This window comes from Streptomyces sp. NPDC052036, assembly GCF_040680495.1.
Lineage (GTDB): Bacteria > Actinomycetota > Actinomycetes > Streptomycetales > Streptomycetaceae > Streptomyces.
This window is the reverse complement of the sequence record NZ_JBFAWW010000010.1, coordinates 200,095-224,369: the sequence shown is the minus strand read 5'-3', so window position 1 is coordinate 224,369 and position 24,275 is coordinate 200,095. Positions and strand designations below refer to the sequence as shown.

28 protein-coding genes and 2 pseudogenes are annotated in these 24,275 nt (G+C 69.0%); 20 read left to right on the top strand and 10 right to left on the bottom strand.

Annotated features, from left to right (window positions below):
- Positions 1-103: 103 nt before the first annotated feature.
- Positions 104-586: pseudogene (locus AB0L95_RS17230) on the bottom strand (amidase family protein); the annotation flags it as partial.
- A 175-nt stretch (positions 587-761) separates the two neighbouring features.
- On the opposite strand from AB0L95_RS17230, the gene AB0L95_RS17225 reads away from it, so the two are divergent.
- Positions 762-1,247 (top strand): MarR family winged helix-turn-helix transcriptional regulator, encoded by a 486-nt coding sequence (locus tag AB0L95_RS17225; RefSeq protein WP_365162491.1) that lies wholly within the window; start codon positions 762-764, stop codon positions 1,245-1,247.
- Positions 1,248-1,645: 398 nt separating this feature from the next.
- On the opposite strand, the gene AB0L95_RS17220 is transcribed toward AB0L95_RS17225, so the two are convergent.
- Entirely contained in the window at positions 1,646-2,296 is a 651-nt protein-coding gene (locus tag AB0L95_RS17220; protein WP_365162490.1) for an NAD(P)H-dependent oxidoreductase, read from the bottom strand.
- A 147-nt stretch (positions 2,297-2,443) separates the two neighbouring features.
- Here AB0L95_RS17220 and AB0L95_RS17215 point away from each other — a divergent pair, with 147 nt between their 5' ends.
- The 3 genes from AB0L95_RS17215 to AB0L95_RS17205 all read left to right on the top strand — a co-directional run bounded on the left by AB0L95_RS17215 (position 2,444) and on the right by AB0L95_RS17205 (position 5,799).
- Positions 2,444-3,112 carry a nitroreductase gene (locus AB0L95_RS17215; protein WP_365162489.1) on the top strand — a complete coding sequence of 223 codons (669 nt, stop codon included), beginning with the start codon at positions 2,444-2,446 and terminating at the stop codon, positions 3,110-3,112.
- 100 nt (positions 3,113-3,212) lie between these two features.
- The gene (locus tag AB0L95_RS17210) at positions 3,213-3,938 is read left to right on the top strand and encodes an NAD(P)H-binding protein (protein WP_365162488.1); all 726 of its coding nucleotides are present in this window, start codon (positions 3,213-3,215) and stop codon (positions 3,936-3,938) included.
- Positions 3,939-4,842: 904 nt separating this feature from the next.
- Positions 4,843-5,799 (top strand): HNH endonuclease, encoded by a 957-nt coding sequence (locus AB0L95_RS17205; RefSeq protein ID WP_365162487.1) that lies wholly within the window; start codon positions 4,843-4,845, stop codon positions 5,797-5,799.
- 493 nt (positions 5,800-6,292) lie between these two features.
- Here AB0L95_RS17205 and AB0L95_RS17200 read toward each other — a convergent pair whose 3' ends face one another.
- Complete coding sequence (locus tag AB0L95_RS17200) at positions 6,293-6,760, bottom strand: helix-turn-helix domain-containing protein (RefSeq protein ID WP_365162486.1); 468 nt, start codon at positions 6,758-6,760, stop codon at positions 6,293-6,295.
- A 200-nt stretch (positions 6,761-6,960) separates the two neighbouring features.
- Here AB0L95_RS17200 and AB0L95_RS17195 point away from each other — a divergent pair, with 200 nt between their 5' ends.
- The 6 genes from AB0L95_RS17195 to AB0L95_RS17170 all read left to right on the top strand — a co-directional run bounded on the left by AB0L95_RS17195 (position 6,961) and on the right by AB0L95_RS17170 (position 10,935).
- Complete coding sequence (locus AB0L95_RS17195) at positions 6,961-7,386, top strand: nuclear transport factor 2 family protein (protein WP_365162485.1); 426 nt, start codon at positions 6,961-6,963, stop codon at positions 7,384-7,386.
- A gap of 141 nt (positions 7,387-7,527) precedes the next feature.
- Positions 7,528-8,295, top strand: coding sequence for an alpha/beta hydrolase (locus tag AB0L95_RS17190; RefSeq protein ID WP_365162484.1), 768 nt, complete (start codon positions 7,528-7,530; stop codon positions 8,293-8,295).
- Between the two features lie 92 nt (positions 8,296-8,387).
- Positions 8,388-9,101: a flavin reductase family protein gene (locus AB0L95_RS17185; protein WP_365162483.1), complete on the top strand. Its 714-nt coding sequence runs from the start codon at positions 8,388-8,390 to the stop codon at positions 9,099-9,101.
- A gap of 87 nt (positions 9,102-9,188) precedes the next feature.
- Positions 9,189-9,659, top strand: coding sequence for a tautomerase family protein (locus AB0L95_RS17180; RefSeq protein ID WP_365162482.1), 471 nt, complete (start codon positions 9,189-9,191; stop codon positions 9,657-9,659).
- A gap of 308 nt (positions 9,660-9,967) precedes the next feature.
- Positions 9,968-10,339, top strand: a complete 372-nt coding sequence (locus tag AB0L95_RS17175) for a hypothetical protein (protein WP_365162481.1) — start codon at positions 9,968-9,970, stop codon at positions 10,337-10,339.
- Positions 10,324-10,935 (top strand): hypothetical protein, encoded by a 612-nt coding sequence (locus tag AB0L95_RS17170; protein WP_365162504.1) that lies wholly within the window; start codon positions 10,324-10,326, stop codon positions 10,933-10,935. Before AB0L95_RS17175 ends, AB0L95_RS17170 begins: the two co-directional genes overlap by 16 nt.
- Positions 10,936-10,972: 37 nt before the next feature.
- Here AB0L95_RS17170 and AB0L95_RS17165 read toward each other — a convergent pair whose 3' ends face one another.
- The gene (locus tag AB0L95_RS17165; protein ID WP_365162480.1) at positions 10,973-11,185 is read right to left on the bottom strand and encodes a hypothetical protein; all 213 of its coding nucleotides are present in this window, start codon (positions 11,183-11,185) and stop codon (positions 10,973-10,975) included.
- A gap of 349 nt (positions 11,186-11,534) precedes the next feature.
- On the opposite strand from AB0L95_RS17165, the gene AB0L95_RS17160 reads away from it, so the two are divergent.
- Positions 11,535-11,987: a MarR family winged helix-turn-helix transcriptional regulator gene (locus AB0L95_RS17160; protein WP_365162479.1), complete on the top strand. Its 453-nt coding sequence runs from the start codon at positions 11,535-11,537 to the stop codon at positions 11,985-11,987.
- Positions 11,988-11,997: 10 nt separating this feature from the next.
- Here the strand turns inward: AB0L95_RS17160 and AB0L95_RS17155 are convergent, their stop codons facing one another.
- The 4 genes and pseudogenes from AB0L95_RS17155 to AB0L95_RS17140 all read right to left on the bottom strand — a co-directional run.
- The gene (locus AB0L95_RS17155; protein ID WP_365162501.1) at positions 11,998-12,138 is read right to left on the bottom strand and encodes a hypothetical protein; all 141 of its coding nucleotides are present in this window, start codon (positions 12,136-12,138) and stop codon (positions 11,998-12,000) included.
- Between the two features lie 165 nt (positions 12,139-12,303).
- Positions 12,304-12,960 (bottom strand): DUF2064 domain-containing protein, encoded by a 657-nt coding sequence (locus AB0L95_RS17150; protein WP_365162478.1) that lies wholly within the window; start codon positions 12,958-12,960, stop codon positions 12,304-12,306.
- Positions 12,957-13,631, bottom strand: coding sequence for a glycosyltransferase family 2 protein (locus tag AB0L95_RS17145; protein ID WP_365162500.1), 675 nt, complete (start codon positions 13,629-13,631; stop codon positions 12,957-12,959). Before AB0L95_RS17145 ends, AB0L95_RS17150 begins: the two co-directional genes overlap by 4 nt.
- A gap of 149 nt (positions 13,632-13,780) precedes the next feature.
- Positions 13,781-14,294, bottom strand: a pseudogene (locus AB0L95_RS17140) (NAD-dependent epimerase/dehydratase family protein); the annotation flags it as partial.
- Positions 14,295-14,426: 132 nt separating this feature from the next.
- Here AB0L95_RS17140 and AB0L95_RS17135 point away from each other — a divergent pair.
- Positions 14,427-15,803, top strand: coding sequence for a glycosyltransferase 87 family protein (locus tag AB0L95_RS17135; RefSeq protein ID WP_365162477.1), 1,377 nt, complete (start codon positions 14,427-14,429; stop codon positions 15,801-15,803).
- A gap of 35 nt (positions 15,804-15,838) precedes the next feature.
- Here the strand turns inward: AB0L95_RS17135 and AB0L95_RS17130 are convergent, their stop codons facing one another.
- Positions 15,839-16,282 (bottom strand): GtrA family protein, encoded by a 444-nt coding sequence (locus tag AB0L95_RS17130; RefSeq protein ID WP_365162476.1) that lies wholly within the window; start codon positions 16,280-16,282, stop codon positions 15,839-15,841.
- A 282-nt stretch (positions 16,283-16,564) separates the two neighbouring features.
- On the opposite strand from AB0L95_RS17130, the gene AB0L95_RS17125 reads away from it, so the two are divergent.
- The 5 genes from AB0L95_RS17125 (at position 16,565) to AB0L95_RS17105 (ending at position 21,695) form a co-directional block, all read left to right on the top strand.
- On the top strand, positions 16,565-17,998 hold the full coding sequence (locus tag AB0L95_RS17125; protein WP_365162475.1) for a molybdopterin-dependent oxidoreductase: 1,434 nt from the start codon (positions 16,565-16,567) through the stop codon (positions 17,996-17,998).
- Positions 17,999-18,000: 2 nt separating this feature from the next.
- Positions 18,001-18,504: a hypothetical protein gene (locus tag AB0L95_RS17120; RefSeq protein WP_365162474.1), complete on the top strand. Its 504-nt coding sequence runs from the start codon at positions 18,001-18,003 to the stop codon at positions 18,502-18,504.
- Between the two features lie 110 nt (positions 18,505-18,614).
- Positions 18,615-19,193: a class I SAM-dependent methyltransferase gene (locus AB0L95_RS17115; protein ID WP_365162473.1), complete on the top strand. Its 579-nt coding sequence runs from the start codon at positions 18,615-18,617 to the stop codon at positions 19,191-19,193.
- A gap of 267 nt (positions 19,194-19,460) precedes the next feature.
- Positions 19,461-21,284: a glycoside hydrolase family 15 protein gene (locus AB0L95_RS17110; RefSeq protein ID WP_365162472.1), complete on the top strand. Its 1,824-nt coding sequence runs from the start codon at positions 19,461-19,463 to the stop codon at positions 21,282-21,284.
- Positions 21,285-21,398: 114 nt separating this feature from the next.
- Entirely contained in the window at positions 21,399-21,695 is a 297-nt protein-coding gene (locus tag AB0L95_RS17105; protein WP_365162471.1) for a hypothetical protein, read from the top strand.
- A gap of 50 nt (positions 21,696-21,745) precedes the next feature.
- On the opposite strand, the gene AB0L95_RS17100 is transcribed toward AB0L95_RS17105, so the two are convergent.
- A complete protein-coding gene (locus tag AB0L95_RS17100) occupies positions 21,746-22,339 on the bottom strand; it encodes a YbhB/YbcL family Raf kinase inhibitor-like protein (protein ID WP_365162470.1) in 594 nt (197 codons plus the stop codon).
- Positions 22,340-22,487: 148 nt separating this feature from the next.
- On the opposite strand from AB0L95_RS17100, the gene AB0L95_RS17095 reads away from it, so the two are divergent.
- The 3 genes from AB0L95_RS17095 to AB0L95_RS17085 all read left to right on the top strand — a co-directional run bounded on the left by AB0L95_RS17095 (position 22,488) and on the right by AB0L95_RS17085 (position 24,114).
- A complete protein-coding gene (locus AB0L95_RS17095; RefSeq protein WP_365162469.1) occupies positions 22,488-22,649 on the top strand; it encodes a hypothetical protein in 162 nt (53 codons plus the stop codon).
- An 81-nt stretch (positions 22,650-22,730) separates the two neighbouring features.
- Positions 22,731-23,966 carry a DUF2399 domain-containing protein gene (locus AB0L95_RS17090; protein ID WP_365162468.1) on the top strand — a complete coding sequence of 412 codons (1,236 nt, stop codon included), beginning with the start codon at positions 22,731-22,733 and terminating at the stop codon, positions 23,964-23,966.
- Entirely contained in the window at positions 23,920-24,114 is a 195-nt protein-coding gene (locus AB0L95_RS17085; protein ID WP_365162467.1) for a DUF2399 domain-containing protein, read from the top strand. The genes AB0L95_RS17090 and AB0L95_RS17085 overlap by 47 nt, the downstream gene beginning before the upstream one ends.
- The last annotated feature ends 161 nt before the right edge of the window (positions 24,115-24,275 follow it).

Below are 24,275 nucleotides of genomic sequence, written 5' to 3'. Positions count from 1 at the left end.
ATCGCCCTGGTCATGCTCACCCTCGCCGGCCCCCGCCCCCAACTCCCCGGACGCCAACCCGCCCCAGCATGACCCACACATACGGCAGGAGAGCCAGAAATGGGGCGGGGGTGCGCAACGAACCGGCGATGTCGGAGCCGAGGGACAGCGCGCCGAATCCGGATGCCAGGGCCGCCGCTGATCCGCCGGAGGATCCACCCGGCGTGCGACCGTGATCCCACGGGTTGTTGGTGGTGCCGTAGATCTCGTTGAAGCTCTGCACATCTTGCAGTCCCAAGGGCACATTGGTCTTTCCGAGTACCACCGCGCCTGCGGCCTTGAGCCGCGGCACCTGCACCGCGTCCTCGGCCGGCATGTAGTTCCGGTGCAGCGGCATGCCCCAGGTCGTGGGCAGCCCGGCGATGTTGTAGGTCTCTTTGACCGTCACCGGAATGCCGAGCAGCGGCCGGTCCTCACCGCGGGCGCGCGCCTGGTCGGCACCGCGCGCGGCGGCCCGGGCCCGGTCGAAGTCCGGCATACAGATCGCGTTGATCGCCTCGTCGGTCAGTTCCGCCGAGGTCACTTGCGGGGCTGCGAACCCACGTATGCCTGGACGGCTTCATCAGCACCGGCGTGGACGCGCCCTCCTCCGCGTCGAAAGCGGCGGCGACCGCGGGAGTGGACAACAGACGAGCACGCATGGGGAATCCCGCTCGTCAACCGCAGCGGGCGCAGCCATTTGGTTTCAAGCGATACCGTATCGAATGAAGTAGTCTGGCCTCATGGCCGCTGACGTTTCTCCCCGAACCACCGCCTCGCATGCAACCGACCGCCCCGGGGATACGTCGCCTTTCGCTCTCGGCCTGCTGCTGCGCCGGGCTCACTGGCGAGCGGCCGCGGTGATGGGAGAGGCGCTTCGGCCGCTCGGCATCGAGTTGCGGCATTTCGCGGTGCTGATCGAGCTGGTCAACCACGGGCCCACGGTGCAGCGGGATTTGGCGGCGGCGACGGGGTCGGACAAGGCGGGAATCATGCGGGTCGTGGACGACCTGGAGCGGAAGGGTCTAGCCGTACGCAAGGCCGTCCCGGGGGACCGGCGGGTGCGGGCAGTGGAGATCACCCCTGAGGGGCTGGAGCTCTTCGATGCAGTCCATATGGCAGCGGAGCCGCTGGCTGAGCGTCTGGTTGCCGAACTGGGGCCCGGCGAGACCGAGAAGCTGACGGATCTGCTGACCCGGCTTGCCCATCCGGCAGACGACGAGGCGTGAGCGCGCGGGCGCACCGGTTGTCGGCCGCGTCAGCGCGCTTGGTCTCCTGCCATTTCCGCCGCGAACCCGGCCTTGAGGGCTGTGGCCATCGTCACTGCGCGCCGACCTGACGGCGGGCGGCTGGTCAGGGCTTCGTTGCGGACGGGGCCGAGTCGTCCGCGCGGGTGCCGCGCCGCATACGTGGCCGGCGGTGTTCTTTTCACCCTCGCCGAGCGTCATCATCGCCGTCGTCACGATGGGCGCCCTGCCGACAGGCCGAACACCGGCCGCCCTCAAGGCCCGGGCCACCTGCCCCCGGGTACAGGACGCCACGGGCATCGTCGGCGAGGCGCAAGCGCCGAGGACGCCGTGCGACGACCTCCTGGAGCGGGGCGTCACACGGCGTCCACGGCCCGGTGTTACGCGGCGAGGCGCTCCGCGAGTTCCTTGGCCTTGGCGGTCGCGTCCTCGAAGGCGCGCCTGCGGGAAGCCTCGTAGAGAGGGACCAGTTCCGTCATGGCCGCATTGCGGGGAGCCATGGTGAGTTCCGGGACGATGAAGTCGAGATCCAGGCCGAGGGTGCCCTTGAGGACGGCCTCAAGGTAGTTCTGTACGAACTCGTAGCCCGCGCGCGGGGTACCCGGCGCGTAGGAGCCGCCACGGCTGGCGACGACGACAACCGGGGTGCCCTGGGCGGAGGGGGTCTCCCCCGCGGTGCGGCCGAGCAGGAGCACGCTGTCCAGCCACGCCTTGAGGGTCGAGGGGATCGAGAAGTTGTACATGGGGGCGCCGATCAGGACGGCGTCCGCCCGCTCCAACTCCTCGATGAGCGTCACGCGCGCGGCGAACGCCGCGGACTGCTCCAGGGTGCGTTCGGACGGGGTGGCGTATCCGGCGGACCAGGCGTCGGCGGTGATGTGCGGGACGGGGTCGGCGGCGAGGTCGCGGTAGATCACCGCCCCCTCCGGGTGCTGCTCCTCCCAGGCCTCACGGAAGGCGGCCGTGACCGAACGGGACGAGGACGTCTCGCCGGGGAACACGGACGAGTCGATGTGTAGCAGCGTGGTCATGGACCTTCTCCAAGATGCAGGGCCCGAGGCAGGAAACCAAGGGCTGGGGATTCACACGCAAAGATAGTTTCACTCGATATGGTATTGAGTGATACCATCTTGACTGTAACGAAGATAGACCCATTGAGCAGATGGAGGCGGGCGATCGTGGGCGTCTACGAGGCCGTCAAGAGCCGACGGGCGGTGCGCGCGTTCACCGACCGGCCCGTCCCGAGGCGGACGCTGGAACGGGTACTGTCCGCCGCGACCTGGTCACCGTCCGGATCGAATATCCAGCCGTGGCACATGTACGTGCTGACCGGCGCACCGCTGGCCGAACTCAAGAAGCGCGCCGGCGAGCGCCTGGCCTCGGGCGATCCCTGGGACGAGCCGGAGTACGAGCAGTACCCGCCCGCACTGAAGTCCCCGTACCGCGAGCGCCGATCCGCCTTCGGCGAGCAGCGCTACGGCGCCCTCGGCATTCCGCGCGAAGACCTGGAGGCACGCCAGCGCGCCGCCGCTGCCAACTGGAACTGCTTCGGCGCGCCCGCCGCCCTGTTCTGCTACATCGACCGCGACATGGGCCGACCTCAATGGTCCGACGTCGGCATGTACCTGCAAACCGTCATGCTGCTGCTCCGTGCCGAAGGGCTGCACAGTTGCCCACAGATGGCCTGGGCGAAGTTTCACAAGACCGTCGCGGAGGTCCTGTCACCCCCGGACGAGCTCATCCTCTTCTGCGGCATGTCGATCGGGTTTGAAGACGTCACGGCAAGTGACCCACGTGTAGCCCGGGCTCCACTCGACGAGACGGTCACGTTCGTCGACGGCCACTGACACCACCCGGCCTCCGCCGATCAAGGTGTCGTTTCTTGTCGCTCCCACATAGCAGTTCACATGCCATATTGCGCACAAAAAAACCAACGAAAGGTGTGTCATGAAGATCGCAGTCATCGGTGGTACCGGGCTGATCGGGTCGCAGGTCGTCAAGAATCTGACCGCCGCCGGGCACGAGGCGGTACCGCACTCGAAGTCCACCGGAGTCGACGTCATCAGCGGCCAGGGACTCGATGAGGCGGTGGCGGGAGCCGACGTCGTCGTCAATCTGACGAACTCCCCGACCTTCGACGAAGCCTCCCCGGCGTTCTTCCAGACCTCGATGGACAACCTCCTGGCCGCGGCCCGGAAGGGTGGCGTCGGCCACTTCGTCATCCTCTCGATCGTTGGCGCGGACCAGGTACCGGAGCTGGACTACTACCGGGCCAAGGTGCTCCAAGAGAAGCTCCTCGCGGCCGGGCCGATCCCCTACTCCATCGTCCGGGCGACGCAGTTCATGGAGTTCATGGACGCCGTACTGTCCTGGACCGCTGACGGCGACACCGTCCGGTTGCCCGCCACGCCCATCCAGCCGATCGCCGCCAAGGACGTGGCCGCGGCGGTGGCGGAAGTCGCCGCGGGCGCCCCGCTGAACGGCGTCCGCAACATCGCCGGTCCCGAGATCTTCGCCCTGGACGAGCTGGGGCTGATCACTCTGTCCCACAAGGGCGACAACCGCACCGTCGTCACGGACCCCACTGCCGGCATGTTCGCCGTCGTCAAGGGCGACGTCCTCACCGACAAGGACGCCCACCTCGCCCCCACCCGCTATACCGACTGGCTCTAGAACGCGCACTGGATGACGCACAGGGTGCTGCTCGCTCCTCAGCGCCACTGCCGTCCTCGCCTTCGCCACCCACCCCGCGGGCAACATCGCTCCCGCCGTGGCGAAGGCTACGGCGAGCTGCCGGAGAGGGCAGCCGATGCTTGCCGCGAGTTCCATGAGCTGTCAGACGGCGTCGGGCTTGGCGGCGTTTTCGGCGATCGCTGGATCGAAGAATGCCGGGCGGAGCGCGGCACGGCCGGTACCCCCGTGCCGTGTCGCCCACAGACGGGCAGGAGCGAGACTTCGATCCCGCAGGCCAGAATCGAGTACACGATCTGACTCGTCCGGGCATTCACTTGTCCAGTAACGGCTGTCAGTGCTGTGGTCTACCTTGCGGTCCAGTCGGGACCAGATGCCGTACAGGCCATGCACGAAGAACGAGGTACGCCCCGTGAGGAGATGCGCTGTATGTAAAGCGGACATCAGCCACCGGCACGGACTTGCGAAGTACTGCTCCGCCCCCTGCGCTCAAGAAGCACGCCGTCCCAGCATGCTCATCTGCGAGGAATGCGCCATCCTGTTCGTTCGGCCGAACCGTCCTGGTGCGCCTCCCCGCTACTGCTCCGAGGAGCACAGGGCCGCCGCGGCGGCCCGCAAGGCCAGGGACTGTCACGCGGCCCGCATGGAAGATCTGCGCTTGCTGCGGGGCGACAGAAGGTGCGAGGTCTGCGGGGCTGACATCAATCGCCGCCAGGCCGGCGCCAGATACTGCAGCCAGCAGTGCCGCTATGACGCGCAGGGTCATGTTCCGCAACAGCCGGCCATGTCGCGCGAGGAGCGACTGCTCAGGCGACGCGAGAGGCGGGCGGCCTCACGACCGATGTCAATCACTCTCTACTGCAGGCGTTGTGGGAACCCTTACGACGTGCCCGGCGACAAGCCGGGGCGCAAACCGCAGCGTTGTCAGCCATGCCGGGATCTCGACAGGCCGCAGGTGCGCTCGGGCCCGAGTGCCTGCAAGGGCTGCGGTCTGACGGTTCCGGTGGAGCGAGGCGTCCTCGCTCTCTACTGCTCCGTCGACTGCCAGGTCGCCATGAACAGCCTGGCACAGGCGAAGCGGCGCAAGGTCGAGCTCGCGCAAGCGAAGCGAGACCGGCAGTGCGCGGTGTGCGGCCGGCCGATCGAGATGCGGGAGCACGGTCTCCGCAAGTACTGCGGTCATGGCTGCTGGTATCGCGCCAATTACACTCCCAGACCGAAAGCTGATGCCTGCGCGTGGTGCGGTGGCACGATGTCCCGCCGCCGGGCCGACGCCAAATTCTGCGGGCAGTCCTGCTATTTGAAGGCCCAGTACAAACGCAAGGTCGGCACCGCTCTTCGTTCACGTCCGTGCGGCCATTGCGGGGAGAGGATGCCACTCAGCACGGCGCACCGTGTCTACTGCTCGGGCCGGTGCTCCCGCCGTGCCTACTTCGAGGCGAACCCGGAAAAGGTCCGGGCCGCGAAGCGTCGTGGAAACCACCAGCGCCGTGCCATGCTCGCCCATACCGAGCGGTACAGCGTGACCGCGCGTGATCTCTCACGGCTGTGGGGCCGGTACGAGGACGGTTGCGCCTACTGCGGCGAGAGATCCCCGTCCCTGCATCAGGAGCACGTCATCCCGATCTCCCGGGGTGGAGCCGACGGCATCGGAAACTTGGTCCCGGCCTGCCCCGACTGCAACCTCGCGAAAGGCGACCGGACCGTCATGGAGTGGCGACTCGGAAAGAAGTCACCGCGCTACGGCACTCGCCCCGACAGCCGAGGTGCTATCGCCGTCCTGCTGGTCACCGTCGGCGAGACAAACACTGGTGATCTACTCCGACCACCGGGAATCGGCTGATTGAGTTTCAGGCAGTCCCTCGCTCTCGCGGCTTGACAAACCGCATGAGGAATCGGTGAACAACGATGGCCGCAGTCAGTCACCTCGGCCGGCCCGGCAAGCTGTCGGTGGCAGCTGCTACTACCTGGTGGACTCCCCCACCGGTCTCTCCACGTTCACGCCCTGACGCGTACGACCCCGAACCTGAACGGCGCCGGCCGGCACTCACCACCGCCCGGCACTTCGGTGCCGGACAGGCGCCAGCCCCTGATCCGCCGAAACTGCACGGCCGACGAACCCACCTGCTACCGCCGTCATTCCACCGAGCCGACGCCGCAGGCCGCCTTGGTCCAGGTCGCCGGCTCCAGGTGGCGCGTGGGAAGGGACCTTCCAACCCAAGAAGGGCCGACGGGGCCCCCAACCGCGATGAAGATCACGAGCTACAGGTGGAGCACCAGAAGCCCCTGGCAGTAGGGGGCGAGGACCGACGGCACCGGGCCCCGGATCCACCGGGTCAGGGAGACAGCCGGAGGGCTCCGGGGCCCAAGGTCGGCTCGACCTCGGAGCTGTCGACCTCGTGCCCGCAGGAACAACGGAGTTCGACACGGACATGGCCGCTGCAGCCGGAATGCTGCAGCAACACGGGCGCGCCCGCCGTGTCGCCCAGATGGGTGTCGCCGTATTGGAGCAGTGCGGTCAGCACCCACTGCAGATCGTGGGCGCGCGGCGTCAGGTGGTACTCCTGACGGGAGCGTTGCCCGGCCTCCTGGTAGCTCCGGCGCTCCAGCAGGCCGGCGTCGACCAGTTGCCGAAAGCGTTCGGTCAAGACGCGACGGGAGATCCCGAGGTGGTCGGCGATCTCGTCGAAGCGGTGAAGGCCTGCGAACACCTCACGCAGGATGAGCAGAGTCCATCGCTCGCCGACCAGGCTCAGGGTTGCGGCGACGCTGCAGTTGCCCAGATCAAGTTCTCGCCACTCCATGACGTCAGGATATCCCAGGGTTGCCATCCGGAACTCAGCCTTGACACCCCCTGAGTTCCAGTTCAACACTTAGGGCGTCGGGTCCTGCCCCGAGGACCTCCCCCAGGCCGCGACCAATGGGTCGATCGGCCCGCGGCCTGCCGTAGCCGGTGAACGCCGGAACGATCTCACCCCGCTTCAGTCCTGAGCATGGAGGAAGCATGTCCCGCAACCAGGCGATCGTGGACGCTTGCCGTCAAGCCTATTCCGGATTCGAGAAGAACGATTCATCCGCCCTCGTGGGCCTGATGTCTCCTGACGTGGTTTTCCACTTCCCCACTTCCCTGCCGTATGGCGGAACATTCCACGGCCAGGAAGGATTTCTCGCGTTCTATAAAGATCTCTTCGATCATTACTACGAGTACTTCGACTACGACGCTCACGCGGTCCTCGATGCGGGCTCGCACGTGGTGGTCCCCGTCAGGGCCCGAGCGAAGGCAAAGAACGGCCGCACCATGGAGAACGAGCACTGCCTGCTCTTCACCGTGACCGACGGGCTGATCACCGAGGCGCGGCTGTACGCGGACACCGCCAAGGGACGTGACGTGATCGACGGACTCCCGGCTTTCCCCTCTGCGGCCTCCTGAGCCCTCGATTCACACAAGGACGCACCGGAGAAGACTGCGTCCGCACTACCGAAAAATTTCTGCACATCTGCGAACCGAATTCATAGAGCCTTTGCTCTCGACCACCGGAAAGAAATTCGAATGCCTCTGGGATACAACACTGTGGGCAGTGGACCGACCAAGGTCATCTGGGCGCATTCCTGGCTGGCCGGCCAGGAAGCCTATGAGGGCCTGATCCCCTTCCTCGATACCGAGCAGTTCACGTGGGTGTTTCCGGACTTCCGCGGGTACGGGCGGTCCAGGGGGCTGGCAGGCGATTTCTCCGTCTCGGAGATGGGGCGCGATCTCATCGAGGTCGCCGACGTCCTCGGATGGGGCGGGTTCCATCTGGTCGGGCACTCCATGGGCGGCCAGGCCGCGCAGTGGGTGGCCGGCCACCCGGAATTCCGGGACCGCCTGAGCAGCCTGGCGCTGCTGTGCGCGGTTCCCAGCCGCGCCTTCCCGCTCGATGAAGACGGCACGAAGCTGTTCGAAGCGGCCACGGACGACCCTGACGCACGGGCCACGGTCATCACCGCGGTGACCGGCGGCCGACTGGGAGCCGGTTTTGTCCGCCACGTGAACGAGCTGTCCCGAAAGACTGCGGATCCCGCGGCCATGCGTGCCTACCTCCGCACCTGGACCCAGGACGACGTGTCCGGCGAGGTCACGGCGTATCAGCGGCCCGTCCTCGTACTCACCGGCCAGCACGACCCGGTCCTGACGGCCGCTGTGGCCGAAGAACAGATCATTCCCCAGTACACCGACGTACGCAGCCTCGTCCTCGACGGCTCGGCCCATCTGCCCCCCATGGAAATCCCTGCCCGCACGGTCACGGTGATCGCGGAGCACATCCTGGGCGCGACCGCGACCGCGACCGCGAGCGGCTGACCAGCGGTTTCCCGTCCGCGTAGCGCCGGACTGGTCGGCGTGCGCCCCCTCCGCCTCACTCCACGTCCCCCCACATCCGAGAGGCCAACAACGTGATCATCGATTCCGGCGATCTGGATGCGAGGTCCGCGTACAAGCTCCTCATCGGGTCGGTCACGCCGCGCGCGATCGGCTGGGTGAGCACTCTGTCGCCGTCCGGCATCGCCAACCTGGCACCGATCTCGTTCTTCACCGTGGTGAGCCGAATGCCCCCCATGGTGTCGCTGACCATTCAGCCCCGGTCCGACGGGAAAACGCTCAAGGACACCCTCGTCAACATCCGGGACACAGGTGAGTTCGTCACCAACCTGGTGACCCTCCCCCACGCCCACCCCATGCATCGCAGCGCCGTTGAATTCGGCAGCGAGCAGGACGAGTTCGACGAGGTGGGCCTGGCCAAGGAGACCTGCGAAGCGGTCCGGGCACCGCGCGTGAAGGACGCTCCGATCGCTCTGGAATGCACACTCGACCGGATCATTCCTGTCGGTGAGGTGCAGGACCACGTCGTCTGGGGCAGGGTCGTTCGGTTCCACATCAGGGACGACCTGTACACAGAAACCGGACGGATCGACACCGGAGCCATCCCGACGGTCGGCCGTCTCGCCGCCGAGTACACGCTGGCCGACAACGCGTTCATCACGCCCTTGACGGAAGAGGTGCTCGGGGCACGCGCGGGCAGACGCATGCACCGCATCGACGAACACCCGGACGGATGGTCCCCCGTGGACAGCGCCGGCTGGTCCCCCTCCGGCTCCACCAAGGGATAGGCGGCCCGGCCGCGGGTGCCCGTCCCGCACCGCGGATCACGGAGTACGTCCCTGCACGGAGCCCGAACAGCCGCCCGCGCAACGCGCGTGCATCTTGCGCCGATCCGATCCCTTGAACAGCACGAGCCGTTGATTTCACCTCCGAAGGAAGAACTCATGCCTGTTTTCAACGCCCACATCCCTGCCAATCGATTCTCGTCGGCCCAGAAGCGCGCCCTTGCCGATGCGCTCAACCAGTCCCTCGTTCAGGGGCTCGGAATCCCCGAAGGGGACCGCTTCATCATGATCAGCGAGCACGGCACGGATGAACTGTTCCTGGACCCGACCTTCATGGGGATGCAGCGCAGCAGCGACGCCATGATCATCACAGTTCTCCTCGGGGCCCACCGTCCACTGGAGGACAAGCGGGCCGTGGCCGCGGCCATCAACAGGCTGGTGGTCGAGGCTCTCGGCGTCTCACCCGACGACATCTTCATCGCACTGATTCCCGCCCCGAACGAGAACTTCTCCTTCGGCAGGGGCGAACTCCAGCTCGCCGAAGGCGCCCCTCGCTGGTGAACCTCCTCCGGGCGGCAGGCAGCCGGTCCGGGTGTCTGCCGCCCCTCGCCCGGGCAGACACCGACACTTGGGCCATTCACCGGAGTACTGCGCCTGAGCCCCGGCGTTCCATGCATGCATGCGGGAGACGTGAGGGCTGTCCCCCCACGCATTCGCGGGGCGTGGGGGCTGTCCCCCTGGCGCCCTGGGCGCCCGTGGTGTGCAGCCCCCGCATTTCCAAGCGCCGACACCGACCTTCGGATTCTGGTCCGGCGCCGCCTCACCACTCGCCCTCCGGCTATGGACGCACGGGATGCCGCACTGTCCCCGTGCCGCATTTCAACCAGGAAGCGCCGATCTCGTTCGAGTGCGTCGTCGACCGCATCATTCCGGTCGGAGACGACAACGTCGACCACGTGGTGTGGGGCAGGGTGGTGCGGTTCCGCGTCAGGGACGATCTGTACCTGGAGCGCGGGCGAATCGACACCGCCGCACTGCCCGCCGTCGGTCGCCTCGCCGCCGAATACACCCTGGTCGACAACGTCTTCACCACGCCCCTGGGCGAGGAGTTGCTCGCGGCCCGGAACGGCCGCCGGATGCAGCGCCTGGACGCACACCCGGCCGGCTGGTCCCCGATCGACACCAAGGACTGGTCCCCGTCGGGTGCCACGTCCACCGCCTGCAGGTGGGCACGCACCTGAAGACCGAACGGACCGGGAGGAGTGATGTGCGGTTCCGCCGGCGGGGCGACGGCGGCCTCGCCGTGGTGTTCGTCCACGGTTTCCTTGACGACCAGTACGTCCGGGACGGTGTGGCGGCCGAGCCGAAGACGTCTGGCATGGAACGTGTCACGCTTGACCTGGCTGGGTGCGGGGACCGTACCGAGGCAGACGGGCCGTTCGACTGCGGTTCCCCGGGCGGCGATCCCGAAGGCTCCGGCCCGCAGAGCGGCCGGCGCACGGGCATGCCCAGCAGCACCCTGCGCCGTGGGCCGGGCGGTCAGAACACCTGGGCGAAGCAGCCCAGAGCGACGGCCGGCGAGAGCACCGCCAGCGACACTGCCATGAGCGGTTTGGGCATGTTCATCGCGGTTCTCCCTTGCTCGGTCGACGGCTCACAGGCAATCACGCACGAGCCACTCAACGGCGTTGTACGTGTTCTTCGCCGGGTCCGGCACCGTGGCCGGTCGTTCCGCCACCGTCTCCTCTGGGCGGATTCGCTCCGGCAGCTTGCCGACCCGGGCGCGGCGCGTCGTTTCGGCACCGTCGTGGGTCTGCGGTACTGCTTGCATCGGTAACCCCATTCAGGGTCCGGAGGCCGTCCACGCGGTTGTATCAGCCGCCCGCGAACTGTGCGAGTTCCAGGACTTCACCTTCACCGGCGACTACGGCGACAACGGCTTCATCGAGAAGTACACCAGTCGGGTCCAAGGCCAGGCCCTCCACGTTGTCGTCACGGTTGCCCGCAACGAGGTCGGCGAGTGCCAGAAACTCGTGGTGAACCACCAGCCACGCAACGCGATGCTGCTCTTCTCCCGCGAGATGCACGAGAAGTCACCGGCCCCCTTGCCGAGCACTTCCTCGCCGACGAGTCCTGAGACTGCGTATACACGACGGCCCTACCCCGTGGCGTCACGGCACCCAGGTTCCGTCCTCACGCCTTCGGTGGGCGCACCGCAGCCGATGCGGTGCGCCCGCACCCGCCGTCGCTGCCGCATACACTCCCGGCGGCCGTCGCCCCGGCCCGAGGCTGCATGGGCGGTGGCCGCAAAGTCTCCGACGTGCAGGGACAGCCGTTCGCGTCGGACAGGACCTGCATCCTGGAACCGGTCGCGGGACCCCTTCACGCAAGCGAGTACATGCTCGTATCCTGGACGGGAAAACTCTGGAGGAGACGATGACCGCTACGGCGACGAACCGCGACGACCTATGCAACAACCTGGCGCTACGCAAGGCGGCCCGGTACCTCGGCGCGACGTACGACAAGGCTCTGGCGCCCGCCGGTCTCCGTGCAACGCAGTTCAGCATCCTGCAGAAGCTCGGCGCTGCAGGAGAAATGAAGATCACCAGCCTCGCGGACGTGATCGCCATGGACCGTACGACGATGGCCTCCAACCTGAAGCCGCTCGCGCGGGAGGGCCTGGTGACCGTCGAGACATCGGCAGCCGACCGTCGTGCCCGGATCGTCACGATCACGCCGGACGGGATGTCCCGACTGAAGGCGGCACTGCCCCTGTGGCAAGCAGTGCAAGACCGGTTCGAGGAGCGCTTCGGCACCGGTGACGCAGCCGATCTGCGCGTATCCCTCGACGCCATCCTTCGGACCGGCTTCGAACCCTGGGCTGAATAGGCCCGGTGCGTCACCGAGGCCGACCTCGGCCTCCCGGACGCCTACCGCCCTGCGTCGGCCGGCCGCGCTGCTGCCCACCCACACGGCCACCGGCTGCGTCGAGGTTGCCGTGATAGCGCAGGACCGCTCCTTTCCCATGCAGGTGGCGCAGCGGGGCAAGCGCGGCGGCCGACGGCTGGCCCTGGAGACAGATCAGGGACGGGCAGGCCCGAGGGCGTCCGCCGCAGCAGCGAGGACGCTCGGGTTCTCGCGGACTCGGCCACCCGCCGAGACGACGAGGCCACCGGCGCCGCAGGGCAGCAAGACCGACGACGGCTCAGGAGACCAAACCGCCGCGAGAGTAGTACTCCAAGCGGGCGGCGAACCTCGATCCCGGCGCCGCGGCCGCCACCTCGGCCGCGTCCGGCGCTGTGTCCACGTCGCGCAGGAGCGGCAGGTCGCACACCCGAAGGCCCGCCCCGGTAAGGCGGTCGCGCTGGGCGGCGCCGGTGTACGCGGTGGACATCGGGACGCCTCGCAGCAGCGCCGGGTCGGGCGCGGCCAGAGCGAGCGCCCAGAACCCGCCGTCCTCCGCCGGGCCGAACCACGCGTCGCACTCCCGCCACGCTCCGGGATCCAGTACGGGGGCGAGGAGCGCCGGGGTGAGCTGTGGGGTGTCCATGCCGACCAGTAGGGCGGGGCCGTCCGCCACGGCGGCGAAGGCCGCAGCCAGCCGCTCGTCCAGGCCGCCGGACGCCTGCGGGATCACCTCGATGCCGGGGGGCAACCAGCGTCCCGGCACGCCGTCCAGGAAGAGCACCCGGCGGCGGGCCGGACAGCGCAGCACGGTCTCCAGGGTGTCGGTGAGCGCAGCCTCCGCGAGGGCGGCGGCCTGGGCAGAGGTGAACGGCGGGGTGAGCCGGGTCTTGACGTGCCCAGGCCGTGGCTCCTTGGCTATCACCAACAGCGCGGTCAGCCCGAGCAGGCCGGTCACCGGGAAGCTTCCGCCGGACACCGGGGCGGCTCGCTGAGGACGGCGCGCATGTCACGCACCGCGCACCAGGTGCCACGCCAGGTGCCCGTGACCTTGGAACGGCCCGCGCGCGGGTAGTACGGCACGTCGACTTCGCGCACCCGCCATCCGGCGTCGGCAGCGCGGAGGACCATCTGCAACGGGTAGCCCGACCTGCGGTCATTGAGGCCCAGCTCGATCAGGTCCTCCCGGCGGGCCACCCGCATCGGGCCGAGGTCGCGCAGGCGCAGACCGGTGCGGCGGCGGATCAGCCGCGCCAGCTCGCGGTTGGCGAGCCGGGCGTGCACCGGCCAGGCGCCGCGTGACGTAGGCCTGCGCCGCCCGAGGACCAGGTCCGCCTCGCCGTCCAGGACGGCATGGGCCAATGACGGCAGCAGCCCTGGGTCGAGGGAGGCGTCACAGTCGCAGAAGCAGACCACGGGCGCGGTGGCGGCGCGCAGCCCGGCCGCACAGGCGGCGCCGAAGCCGCGCACCGGTTCGCCCACGACGTGCGCGCCCAGCGACGCGGCGAGCTCGGCGGAGCCGTCGGTCGAGCCGTTGTCGACGACCACGGCACGCCAGCCGGGCGGTATCCGCTCCAGCACCCAGGGAAGGGCGGCTGCTTCGTCAAGGCAGGGCAGCACTACGTCCACCAGGGGCCGATGCCTCTCGGTCACGTCTTTCAGCGTACGGATCTCAGCGTATGAGGGGAAATGGGATGGTACGTCCGGGGCACCAGGTACGCGCCGTTGCCGTGCGGCGAGGGCAGGTGTCGTCGCGGTCTTCGATGGCGGTGCCGGGTTCAGGCACCGGGCGCTCCGGGGCCGATGCCAGCCGCAACGGTCCCGGCGGCCGCGGATTCGAGGCCATCTGCCGCACGCCCACCGAGGCACCGAGGCCCGGCCGCGCAGGGGGCATTCGCGAACTCGTGCATGTCGTCGGCGAACGGTACCTGGCGCAGCCGGCCGAGCTCCTTGCGCAGCCGTGACGAGGAGGCGGTGATGTGGCGTACGTCGCCCAGCCGGTACTCGCCGGTCACCACCGGCTCGGGCCCGCCGAAGGCCGCGGAGAGAGCGGTGGCCATCTCCCCCACGGTGCGCGGGCTCCCACTTCCGACTTCCGACGTAGTAGGCGCGCGGCGTGCCGCCCGGGGTCGCGGCACCGACCGCGCCGAGCACCGCCAGGTTGGCGGCGGCCACGTCCCCGACGTGGACGAAGTCCCGGCGCTGACCGCCGTCCTCGAAGACTCGGGGCGGCTCGCCACGGGCGATCGCGGAGCGGAAGAGCGAGGCCACCCCGGCGTACGGGGTGCGCGGGCCGGGCCGGACGGTCCCGGGGTGGGCGCCCCTCCCGTGACGAGTATCAGCACGCCATCAAGGCTGCGGCCGGATGCGGACACACGGCGCGGCGAGTCCGTCCGGCGCGTTCGCGGCTGCCACTGTGGCGGGGTGGGAGTACGCACGCTCTGCGTTATCACGCTCCTCGTCACCCTCACTGCCGTCGTCGCGGCGACCGTCCGCATGGGCGGTGATCTCGGCCATCCGGCTGCGCTGCTGTATTGGTACGCCGCCGCATGGGTGCTGTTCGCCGGCGCGGCGTGGGTGGTGCGGAGCGTGCCGGTGCGGACCTCCGTGGCGCTGATCCTTGCCGGCGGGATCGCCCTGTGCGCGGCGGCGGTCTCGGCTCCGCCACGCACCAGCGACGACATGTACCGCTACGCGTGGGACGGCCGCGTACACGCCGCGGGAGTCTCCCCGTACGCCTACCCGCCGGACGCGCCGCAGCTTGTCCGGTTGCGCGATCCGTGGCTCTTCCCCGACGGGACCGCGTGCCGTGGGTGGGACCTCCACCCAGTGTCGGGTGTGTGCACCCACGTCAACAGGCCGTCCGAGCGCACGATCTATCCGCCCGTGGCCGAGGGGTGGTTCCTGCTGGTGCACGCCGTATCCCCGGCAGGCGAGCGGCACAAGCCACTGCAACTCGCCGGTGCGGTGCTCGCCGTCGCCACGACGGTGGCGCTGCTGCTGGTGCAGCAGCGTACGTGTGGTGACACGCGGTGGGTGGCGCTGTGGGCATGGTGCCCGGCGGTGCCGTTCGCCGCGGTCAACGACGCCCATGTGGACACTCTCGGAGTACTGCTCACGGTGGCCGCGCTCGGCACGGCCGCGGGAGCACTCCGTGGAGCGCTGCTCGGGGCGGCGATCGCCGTCAAACTCCTGCCCGTACTCGCCCTTCCGGGTGCACTGTCGGGGGTGCTGGCCCCCGAGCGCGGCCCGCGTGCCCGGCTACGGGAAACGGCGAGCGTGCTGCTCGCCGCCGTTGGTGTTGTGACGCTCACCTATCTTCCATACCTGCTGGCGTCCGGTTCCGCGGTCCTGGGCTATCTTCCCGGCTATCTGCGGGAGGAGGGGTACGAGCCACGTGACGTTGGCCGGTTCGCGCTGCTGCGCCTGGTGTTGCCGGACCCGTGGGCCGGTCCGGCCGCTGTCGCAGTAGTCGCACTCAGCGCCCTGTACGTCCTGCGGCGCAGCGATCCAGAGCGACCGTGGCACGGATCGCTGCTGGTCACGGGCATTGCACTGCTGGTCACCTCACCCGCGTATTACTGGTATGCGCTGCTCGTCGTGGCCCTCGCGGCAATGAGTGGCCGTTGGGAGTGGCTCGCCGTCGCCGCCGCAAGCACCATGCTTTATGTCGCGGACGCACTCCAGTGGCATGGCGTCCAGGTCTCTGCCTACGGGCTGGCCGCCGTCACGGTGCTCGCTGGTGCACTCGTCCGGGCGCGCGCGCATGGCGGCGGAGACCGGCGACGGAACAGCGCGTGAGGGCAGGCCTGTCGGCCGCATCGGGCGCGAGAGGGTCATCGGTGGCGGCGTCTGAAGACGACCATCCGCAGGACGGTGAAGCGCACCACGGTGACCAGGGCGAAGCTCGGTGCGAGTACCAGGGTCTCCGCCGCTGGTGAGGCCGTGTGCCGGTAGTGGCGGAAGAGCAGGACAGCGCCCGAGGTGACCAGGTACGCCAGGACAAACAGGCCGCCTGCGGCCAGGTGCGCCGGCAGGACCCGAACCGCGGACCCGCGAAAGGTCAGCCGGCGATTGGCCTCCGTGTTGAGGACGGTGACGACAAGAAGGGAGGCGAAATTGGCCAGGACGGGCGGCCACCAGTGACGCAGAACCCAATACAGCAAGGCCTGGGCCACTGTGGAGGCGACGCCGATCACGACGAACCAGAACACTTCCCTGGTCAGCGCCGTACAACGGGGCCGGGTGGAGGCGCTGCGCCGTGCGCTGAGGCGTCGCACCCCACCATCATGAGGCCACCGCGCAACCCGTCGAGCCGTGCGGAGCACCGGTTCGGCCGTTCGGCTGGCGACGGACACCTGCATGCACGCCAGACACGGACAAGCCGCCCGATCTGTGTCAGTTTGTGACCGCCGTTCGGCTGGCGACGGACACCTGCATGCACGCCAGACACGGACAAGCCGCCCGATCTGTGTCAGTTTATGACCGATGACTGGTTCTGACGGCGCGGTGGGGTTTGAACCACCCTTTGCGAGTCGCCCCGGGGACAGAGGAGGCAGCCGATGGACGGTGGCGGACGGCCGCCGAAATCGGGCTCCGGAGGGCCGCAGCGCCCGAGCTCGGATGAGGGCAAGGCGCAGGGACGCCTCGAGCGCATTCGCGCTGCCGCGGAGGCGCGGGCCACCAAGGGGGCCGCTCGTACCCGGACCCTCGTGCGGCAGGTCGAGCAGACTCCCCCGCCCCCGGGGCCGTTCCGTCCCGGCTTCTGGCGCAGTCCCATCCGCGGGCCCTGGCTGACGTCCGTGTTCGGCCTGGTGCTACTGATCGGCATCCCGCTGATCTTCGTCACCGGGATGCTCTCCTACGCCTCCTACAACCCGGGACTCGACCGCATCAACGACCAGACCCCTGACAAGGGCCTGCTGGGCTTCTACCTCTTTGACTGGCCCACAGATCCGTACTGGCTGTACCGGCTGACCCAAGGCGTGCACGTGACGCTCGGCGTAGTCCTCGTGCCCGTGCTGCTGGCCAAGTTGTGGTCAGTGATCCCGAAGCTGTTCGAGTGGCTGCCGGTCCGCAGCATCGCTCACGGACTGGAGCGGTTGTCCCTGCTCATGCTGGTCGGCGGGGTGATCTTCGAATTCGTCACCGGCATCATCAACATCCAGCTCTTCTACGTCTTCCCCGGCTCCTTCTACACCCTGCACTTCTACGGCGCCTGGGTGTTCATCGCCGCCTTCGTCGTGCACGTGTGCCTCAGACTCGGCCGTATGACCCGCGCCCTGCGCTCCCGCAGCCTGGCCGCGGAACTGCGCACCGACCTCGCCCACACACGGCCCGAGCCCCCCGACCCCGACGGCCTGGTTCCGATCGCTCCCGGGCCGCCGACGATGACCCGGCGCGGCGCGCTCGCCATGGTGGGGGGCGGATCGCTACTCCTCCTGGTGGTCACCGCGGGACAGAGCATCGGCGGCTGGCTGCGCAACACCGCCCTTCTCGCGCCCCACAACCGTACTCCGGGCAGCGGCCCGAACGGCTTCCAGATCAACAAGACCGCGGCTTCCGTCGGCGTCACTCCCGCGCACGTGGGACCCGACTGGCGGCTGGAGATCCATGGCCCCGGTCCGGCGCTCGTCTTCACCCGCGCACAACTCCTCGCGATGCCCCAGCATGCCGCCGAGCTGCCGATCGCCTGCGTGGAAGGATGGTCCACCCCCGATCAGCAATGGAGCGGCCTTCGGCTGGCCGACCTCGCCGCCAAGGCAGGCCTCCCCGACGCCGGAAGCGTCCTGGTGGAGTCCGTCCAACCACCCGGCCCCTACAGCTCGGTGGTACTGCGGGGCAACCAGATCCACGACCTCCGATCGCTGCTAGCCCTGCGCGTCAACGGCGCGGACCTCTCACTCGACCACGGCTACCCGGCCCGTGTCATCGTCCCGGCCAACCCCGGCGTGAACAACACCAAGTGGGTGCACCGGCTCACCTTCAGGACCTGACCATGGCGCGCTTCGTCCGCTGGTACGGCTCCGGACCCCTCCATCTTCTCGTCCTGATCGCCTCGTTCGCCATCACCGGCTACGCCCTGGTACGCCTCTTCGCCGTCCGCCCCCTCGACGTCGCGCTCTGGTTCGTCGGTGCGGCGATCCTCCACGACCTGATCCTGCTGCCCCTGTACTCACTCGCCGACCTGTCGGCACACGCTGTCCTGCGGCATCGCGTCACCCGCATGCCACAACCGCCGTGGATCAACTACCTGCGCGTGCCGGTCTTCCTCTCCGGCGTGCTCCTGCTCGTCTGGTTCCCCCTCATCTTCGCCATGTCGACCCCCTACCCGGGTGCTACCCGGTTGTCCATGGACGTCTACCTCGGCCGGTGGCTGGCCATCACCGCCGTGCTCTTCGCCGCCTCCGCACTGGCCTTCGCCCTCAAGCTCCGCCGCGTCCGGCGGGCCGCCCGCGCCGACGAGGAACGCCCCGCACCAGGACGCGACGCGGCGCCGTGACGACCGACGAGGACGGGTGGTCCTGCACAGGTGGAGACCCCTTTGCACTCGCCCTGCGGACCCGCCACGGACCGGTGTATCTCCGCTTGGGGGACGGGCGCCGGATCCGGATGCCTGTGCATCGCTGGTACGCGCAGCCCACCCTGGCCGACGAATCCGTGCTCAATCGCTGCGTCGGCCCCGTTCTCGACGTCGGCTGCGGACCGGGCCGGCTGTGCAGAGCACTCCTGAGTCGCGGAGTCTTCGCGGTAGGCGTCGATGTGGCTCCCCGCGCGGTGGCCCATACCATCGCTCTCGGCGGAATCGCGCTGTGCCGATCGGTGTTCGACCGGCTGCCGGCCGAGGGAGGCTGGCAGACCGCCCTGCTCATCGACGCCAACATCGGTATCGACGGTGACCCACATGCCCTGCTGTACCGCTGCATCCAGCTCACCGCCCCGACGGGTGTTCTCCTCGTCGAGGTCGACCCCGACGATGTCGACGAGATCTGCACCGCCCGGTTCGAAGACATCCACGGCCACGGGGGGCCACCGTTTCCCTGGGCACGCCTGGGAGCACCGGCGCTCCACAGGATCGCCGGGGACCTTGCCCTCAGCGTCACCGACCAGTGGAGACGCGGCCACCGATGCTTCCTCGCCCTCGGCCGCCAGGACTCAACTTCGGGGACGTCGCTGCTCGGGCGGGTCTGATCACGCGATGGCGAGGAGACACGACGTACGCCGACCAGGCGCCAAGCGGGGGCGCGGCACCAGGTCGTGCCACCCGGTAGGGGCAACCGCCGGCGGCCAGCACGTGCGGTCCACCGACTGTGCTGATTGGGTAAGGGTGAATCCGCTGTGCAGGGAGGCTGGGATCGATGACACTCGTCAGGCACCTGGAGAGACCTGCCGCGCAGGCGACTGCTCAGGTCGTCCCAGCGGCGCCACGTTCACCCCAAGGCGGACGGGCTGCGACACATGAGTACGCGGCCGATCGGTGACCACGCTCTGCTGTCCGACTGCCGCTCGGCCGCGCTGGTAACCTCCGACGGCTCGGTGGACTGGCTGTGCCTGCCCCGGTTCGACAGCCCGGCGATCTTCGCTCGACTCCTCGACGAAGACGCCGGCCACTGGTCCATCCGCCCTACCGGCCCGGGCGATATCAGCCGCCGCTACGTCGAGGACACCCTTGTTCTGGAGACGACCTTCCGCACGACCGCGGGTACGGCGGTCCTGCACGATGCCCTTGCCCTGGGGCGGCACGAACGCGGGCACGCGCTCGGCACCGCTTCCCCAGGAACGCTCCTGCGGCAGATCACCTGCACCGAAGGGCGGGTGAACATCGAGGTCGCCTACGCGCCGCGTCCGGAGTTCGGACTCGTCCACCCACTCCTGTCAGCCGTGCGAGGCGGGCTCGCGGCGTACGGGGGCGCCCATGTTCTGCTGCTGTCCAGCCCCGTCGACCTGCGGGTGAGCGGCTCCACAGCGCACGGCCGAATCCACCTCTCGGCGGGGCAACGCCTCGGATTCGCCCTGCACGTCAGGCCGGCGTGGGAAAGGGAGTCGGTGGGCTGGGGGGCGCGGCGGATCCGGCGTCGCGTGGCCGACACCATCGAAGGCTGGCGCTCCTGGTCGAAGCTCCACCGCGGCTATGTCGGCCCCTGGCAGGACGAGGTGGGCCACAGCGGACGCGTGCTGCGAGCCCTGACCTTCGCTCCCACCGGAGCCATCGTCGCCGCGGCCACCACCTCCCTGCCCGAGACAACGGGCGGGATGCGCAACTGGGACTACCGCTACACCTGGGTCCGCGACGCGAGCTTCACCCTTCAGGCACTTGCCACAGCCGCCTGCGAGAAGGAGAAGAACCGGTTCTTCGGCTTCCTCGCCCGGGCCGGGGCAACCCAACTTGACCGCGGCGTCGACCTGCAGATCATGTACGGCATCGGCGGGGAACACGACCTGAGCGAGCGGCTCCTGCCTCACCTGACCGGCTGGCGCAACAGCAGCCCCGTGCGGATCGGCAACGACGCCTGGCGCCAACGCCAACTCGACGTCTACGGTGAACTCCTCGACGCCGCTCACCAGACCCTGCCGCCCGATGAGCCTCTCGACCCGGCCACCCGCACCTTCCTGCTCCAGGCGGCCGAGACAGCCGCCGAGCGGTGGACCCAACCGGATCAGGGCATCTGGGAAAGACGCGGACCCAGCAGACACTTCCTCCACTCGAAACTGATGTGCTGGGTCGCCCTGGACCGCGCCATCACCATGGCCCCCGCCCTCCAGGCCGACGAACGCCTGCCCCACTGGTACCACGAGCGCGACCAGATCCGCCGAGCCATTGAACAGCGCGGTTGGAACCCCGGCCTGGGCGCCTTCACCCAGACCTTCGACAGTGACGACCTCGACGCCTCCGCGCTGATGCTGCCCATCGTCGGCTTCCTGCCGCCGCACGACCCCCGCATCCAGTCCACCGTGCTGGCCATCGCCACCCAACTGACCGACCACACCGGCATGGTCCGCCGCTACCTCACCGACGAGTTGCACGAAGGAGAAGGCGCCTTCTTGTTGTGCACCTTCTGGCTTGCCCAAGCCCTCGCCCTCACCGGTAACACCGCCCGTGCACGCCACGTCTTCCAAGCCGCCCTCGCCCACGCCAACGATGTCGGCCTGCTGTCGGAGGAGACCGACTCCATCACAGCAGAGGCTCTCGGCAACTTCCCCCAGGCCTTCAGCCACATCGGGCTCATCAACGCCGCTCGCGCCATCCGCGACGCCGAGCGACAAACAAGGCATGCCCAGTAGCCGAACAACCCGTGTGTGTGCCAACTGCCCCACCGATCCACACACTCACGCAGGCGCACAGGAACGGTCGCCGCCCGTGGCGAAGTCGGTCAGCACAACGGCCGGAACTCCCTTGTGACCCCTGCTGACCTGGCCGAGTCCACCATGCCGGCCCGGCTTGCCGAACAGGCCGCGGCCGTCCTCGGCGGACTGGACCTGCTGGTCGACAACGCGGGTGATGCAGGCGGAGCGCCCGGTTCGGCAGCCGTCATGGGTATCTCATCGGATATCGCCCTGGTCGGCCTGCCGTACGAGCCGGCCTGCGCGGGCGTCAAGACAGGTCTGGCCCGCGTCGACGAGGCGCTACGTCGCGAGCTTCACGGAACCAGGATCTATGTCGCCACGGCAGCAGCGCCGGGGCGGCGACGATGATCGAGCGTGCCCGGGCCGCTCCCGGACCGCCCGCCGACTCTCCGCTGCGGTCAGTGCCGCTTGTAGGGGGCGACGAGCACCGCGGTGGCGTCGGCCTGACTCCGCAGCTCTTTGAGGGTCTGGCTCGGCGAGGTGTTCCGGCCGAAGGACGCCGGCAGGGGGTTGCGGAGCGCGTACAGCGTCAGCTGGTACTCGTGCGTGTGACCGGCGGGCGGGCAAGGGCCGTCGTACGTCGCCTCGCCGAAGTCGTTCAGGAGTTCCCGGGCACCGGGCGTCAGGGTGTGCGCCCGCGTTCCCGACGCCGTCACGGGAAGGCCGACCTGCAGCCAGTGGATCTTCCGGTTCTCCACGTCGACCATGGACAGGGCGAGTTCGGCGGTCCCCGCGGGGACGTTCTCGAACCTGAGCCCCGGGGAGTAGTCGTGGGGGCTGTCACAGGTCATCAGGGGGAGGAAAGCGCCCGACGTGTCGAACCCCTGGCCTCGGCCGAGGGCGAAGAGACCTGTGGGCACCGCCGTCGTCCTGGAGAACGCGGTGGACGGGGCCGACGTCGACTGGGTGCGCCCGGAGGGGGACGAGCACGCGGCCGTCGTCAGCAGCGCGGCTGCGGCGATCGCGCCTGAGACAAGGAAGCGATGCTTCATGAGGGAACGGTATGCCAGGCGGACACCGCCCGCCCGTACCGGCTTACGGTGTCCTGGCCTTCGATCTTCGGCTCCGGCTGGGCCGCAGGCACCGGAAGGGCCCGACCCTGTCGAACAGCAGCCAGGCTTCCTTGAAGGCGTCTCTGTCGTGCTTGGCCTCCGTGTCGAGCTGCTGTGGAAGCTGGACGAGGACGTGGACGAGGACCTGCGGGCAGCCGTAGAGCTGCTGCGCAGTCCGTCGAGCCTCCGGAGGCGCGAGCAGACCGAGCAGCTCCGCGAGGTACTGCAACGCCGGATCGAGGACGCCTGACGTGCCGACCCGTCAGCCGGTCACGCCGCGCATCTGCGGACCGCGCTCGACTACCGCGATTGGTTCCGTTTCCACACCTTCGTGGTCGAGGACGCGGCCCCGGGCCGTCGCCGGAGACTGACCGGCCGGACCGGGCTCAGCCAGGGCGAGCAGCGGGTGCTCTCCTACCTCGTGCTCTTCGCCGCGGCTGCCGCCCACTTCACCAGCCTCGCCGAGTCGGCGCCGTACGCGCCGCGCCTGATCCTCCTGGACGACGGTGTGAGCGGGCTGCCCTCCGCGACGCGCGGCTGGCTGACGGGACCTGGGCTCACCCGCCTCTGGGAGGGCGTGCGCAAACGCCTGGAGAGCAACCGCGTACTGGCCACGGGTTCGCTCCGGCTGACCGCGCTGAACACCCAGGAACGCAACGACCTGTCTCTCCTGCTGGGCGAACCCCTCACTCGTTCCGCCGTGACCGTACGGCTCGACGTGCCCGACGCGCGGCTGCGCGCCTCGGCCGCCGGACTTGGGCTCAGGGAGACCCTGGAGGAGCTCGGCCCGCCCCTCACCGACCGCCGTGCCGCCCGCGCGGACGTGGCGGCACGGTGGGAGCAGGTGTGGTCGTCCCTGTCTTGGTCACTGGACGCCTCCCCGCTCGCCGGCCAGGAATGGCCCCGGCAGTGGTACGACCTGTTGCGCCGGGCCGGCGTGCCGAGAGAAGTGACGTCCGAAGCGGCGATATGGACACTCCAGCAGGCGGTCCAAGTCCTCACCGTTCTCCTCGGTCCCGAGCGCAACTTCCCACGCGGCCGAGGAGAACTCGCCGCCCTGGCCCATGGCACCGAGTTCCCCGACGACGCGGCCGGTCGGCGCGCTCTGTGGCGGCTGGCGTCCGTCACGCCGGACGAGGCCTCCAGCACGGCCCTGACCTACGGACTGCGACCCGTCGGCGAGGGCTGGCGCGAGCGTGCCCTGCGGGAGCGGGCCGACCATCACGCCGAAGCCCACCTCACACGGCGCGATCTGCATGACCTGCATGATCTACGACCGCCCGCCGGAACACTCATCCACATCTGCGAGAATCCGCGCGTGGTGGAAGCCGCGGCGGACGCGGCCTGCGTCCGGCCCCTCGTGTGCACGTCCGGCAGCGCCGCCATGGTGGTCCTCACACTTCTAGACGCCCTCGCCACCACGGGCTGCCGTTTCGCCTACCACGGCGACTTCGACTGGCCGGGGATCGCTCTGGCCAACCGGGTCATCCGTCACTACGAGGCCGGCCCTGCCGTGGCGCATGGGCACCGCGGACTACGAGCACCTGGCTGCTCGCAGTCAGGCTGAGGGCATCCCTCAGTTGGCGCTCGACGGCCAGCCGGTCAGCGCGGACTGGGACCCGGATCTCGCCCCTGCCATGACCGTCCTCGGCGTCGCGCTCCATGAGGAGGCGACCCTCGACCCTCTGGTGGACGACCTGTCACACCAGGCGTAGGGCCACCGACGCCATGCCTTCTTGGTGCGGGCCCAGGGTTCTGGGAGCCAACTGGGAGCCAACTTGCTCCCGGAGGCCGACGGAGACCGCCTGAAACCACGACAGCTCGACGCCCTGACGAGGGAAAACGCCATCCGCGCTGGCGAGATCAGTAGCCGAAC

What these genes read in the sequence shown, in the direction of transcription:
- AB0L95_RS17225 (WP_365162491.1), top strand. Translation starts at nt 762, where the DNA reads ATGGCCGCTGACGTTTCTCCCCGAACCACCGCCTCGCATGCAACCGAC.
- AB0L95_RS17220 (WP_365162490.1), bottom strand. Translation starts at nt 2,296, where the DNA reads ATGACCACGCTGCTACACATCGACTCGTCCGTGTTCCCCGGCGAGACG.
- AB0L95_RS17210 (WP_365162488.1), top strand. Translation starts at nt 3,213, where the DNA reads ATGAAGATCGCAGTCATCGGTGGTACCGGGCTGATCGGGTCGCAGGTC.
- AB0L95_RS17200 (WP_365162486.1), bottom strand. Translation starts at nt 6,760, where the DNA reads ATGGAGTGGCGAGAACTTGATCTGGGCAACTGCAGCGTCGCCGCAACC.
- AB0L95_RS17195 (WP_365162485.1), top strand. Translation starts at nt 6,961, where the DNA reads ATGTCCCGCAACCAGGCGATCGTGGACGCTTGCCGTCAAGCCTATTCC.
- AB0L95_RS17160 (WP_365162479.1), top strand. Translation starts at nt 11,535, where the DNA reads ATGACCGCTACGGCGACGAACCGCGACGACCTATGCAACAACCTGGCG.
- AB0L95_RS17125 (WP_365162475.1), top strand. Translation starts at nt 16,565, where the DNA reads ATGGACGGTGGCGGACGGCCGCCGAAATCGGGCTCCGGAGGGCCGCAG.
- AB0L95_RS17120 (WP_365162474.1), top strand. Translation starts at nt 18,001, where the DNA reads ATGGCGCGCTTCGTCCGCTGGTACGGCTCCGGACCCCTCCATCTTCTC.
- AB0L95_RS17115 (WP_365162473.1), top strand. Translation starts at nt 18,615, where the DNA reads ATGCCTGTGCATCGCTGGTACGCGCAGCCCACCCTGGCCGACGAATCC.
- AB0L95_RS17110 (WP_365162472.1), top strand. Translation starts at nt 19,461, where the DNA reads ATGAGTACGCGGCCGATCGGTGACCACGCTCTGCTGTCCGACTGCCGC.
- AB0L95_RS17100 (WP_365162470.1), bottom strand. Translation starts at nt 22,339, where the DNA reads ATGAAGCATCGCTTCCTTGTCTCAGGCGCGATCGCCGCAGCCGCGCTG.
- AB0L95_RS17085 (WP_365162467.1), top strand. Translation starts at nt 23,920, where the DNA reads ATGGGCACCGCGGACTACGAGCACCTGGCTGCTCGCAGTCAGGCTGAG.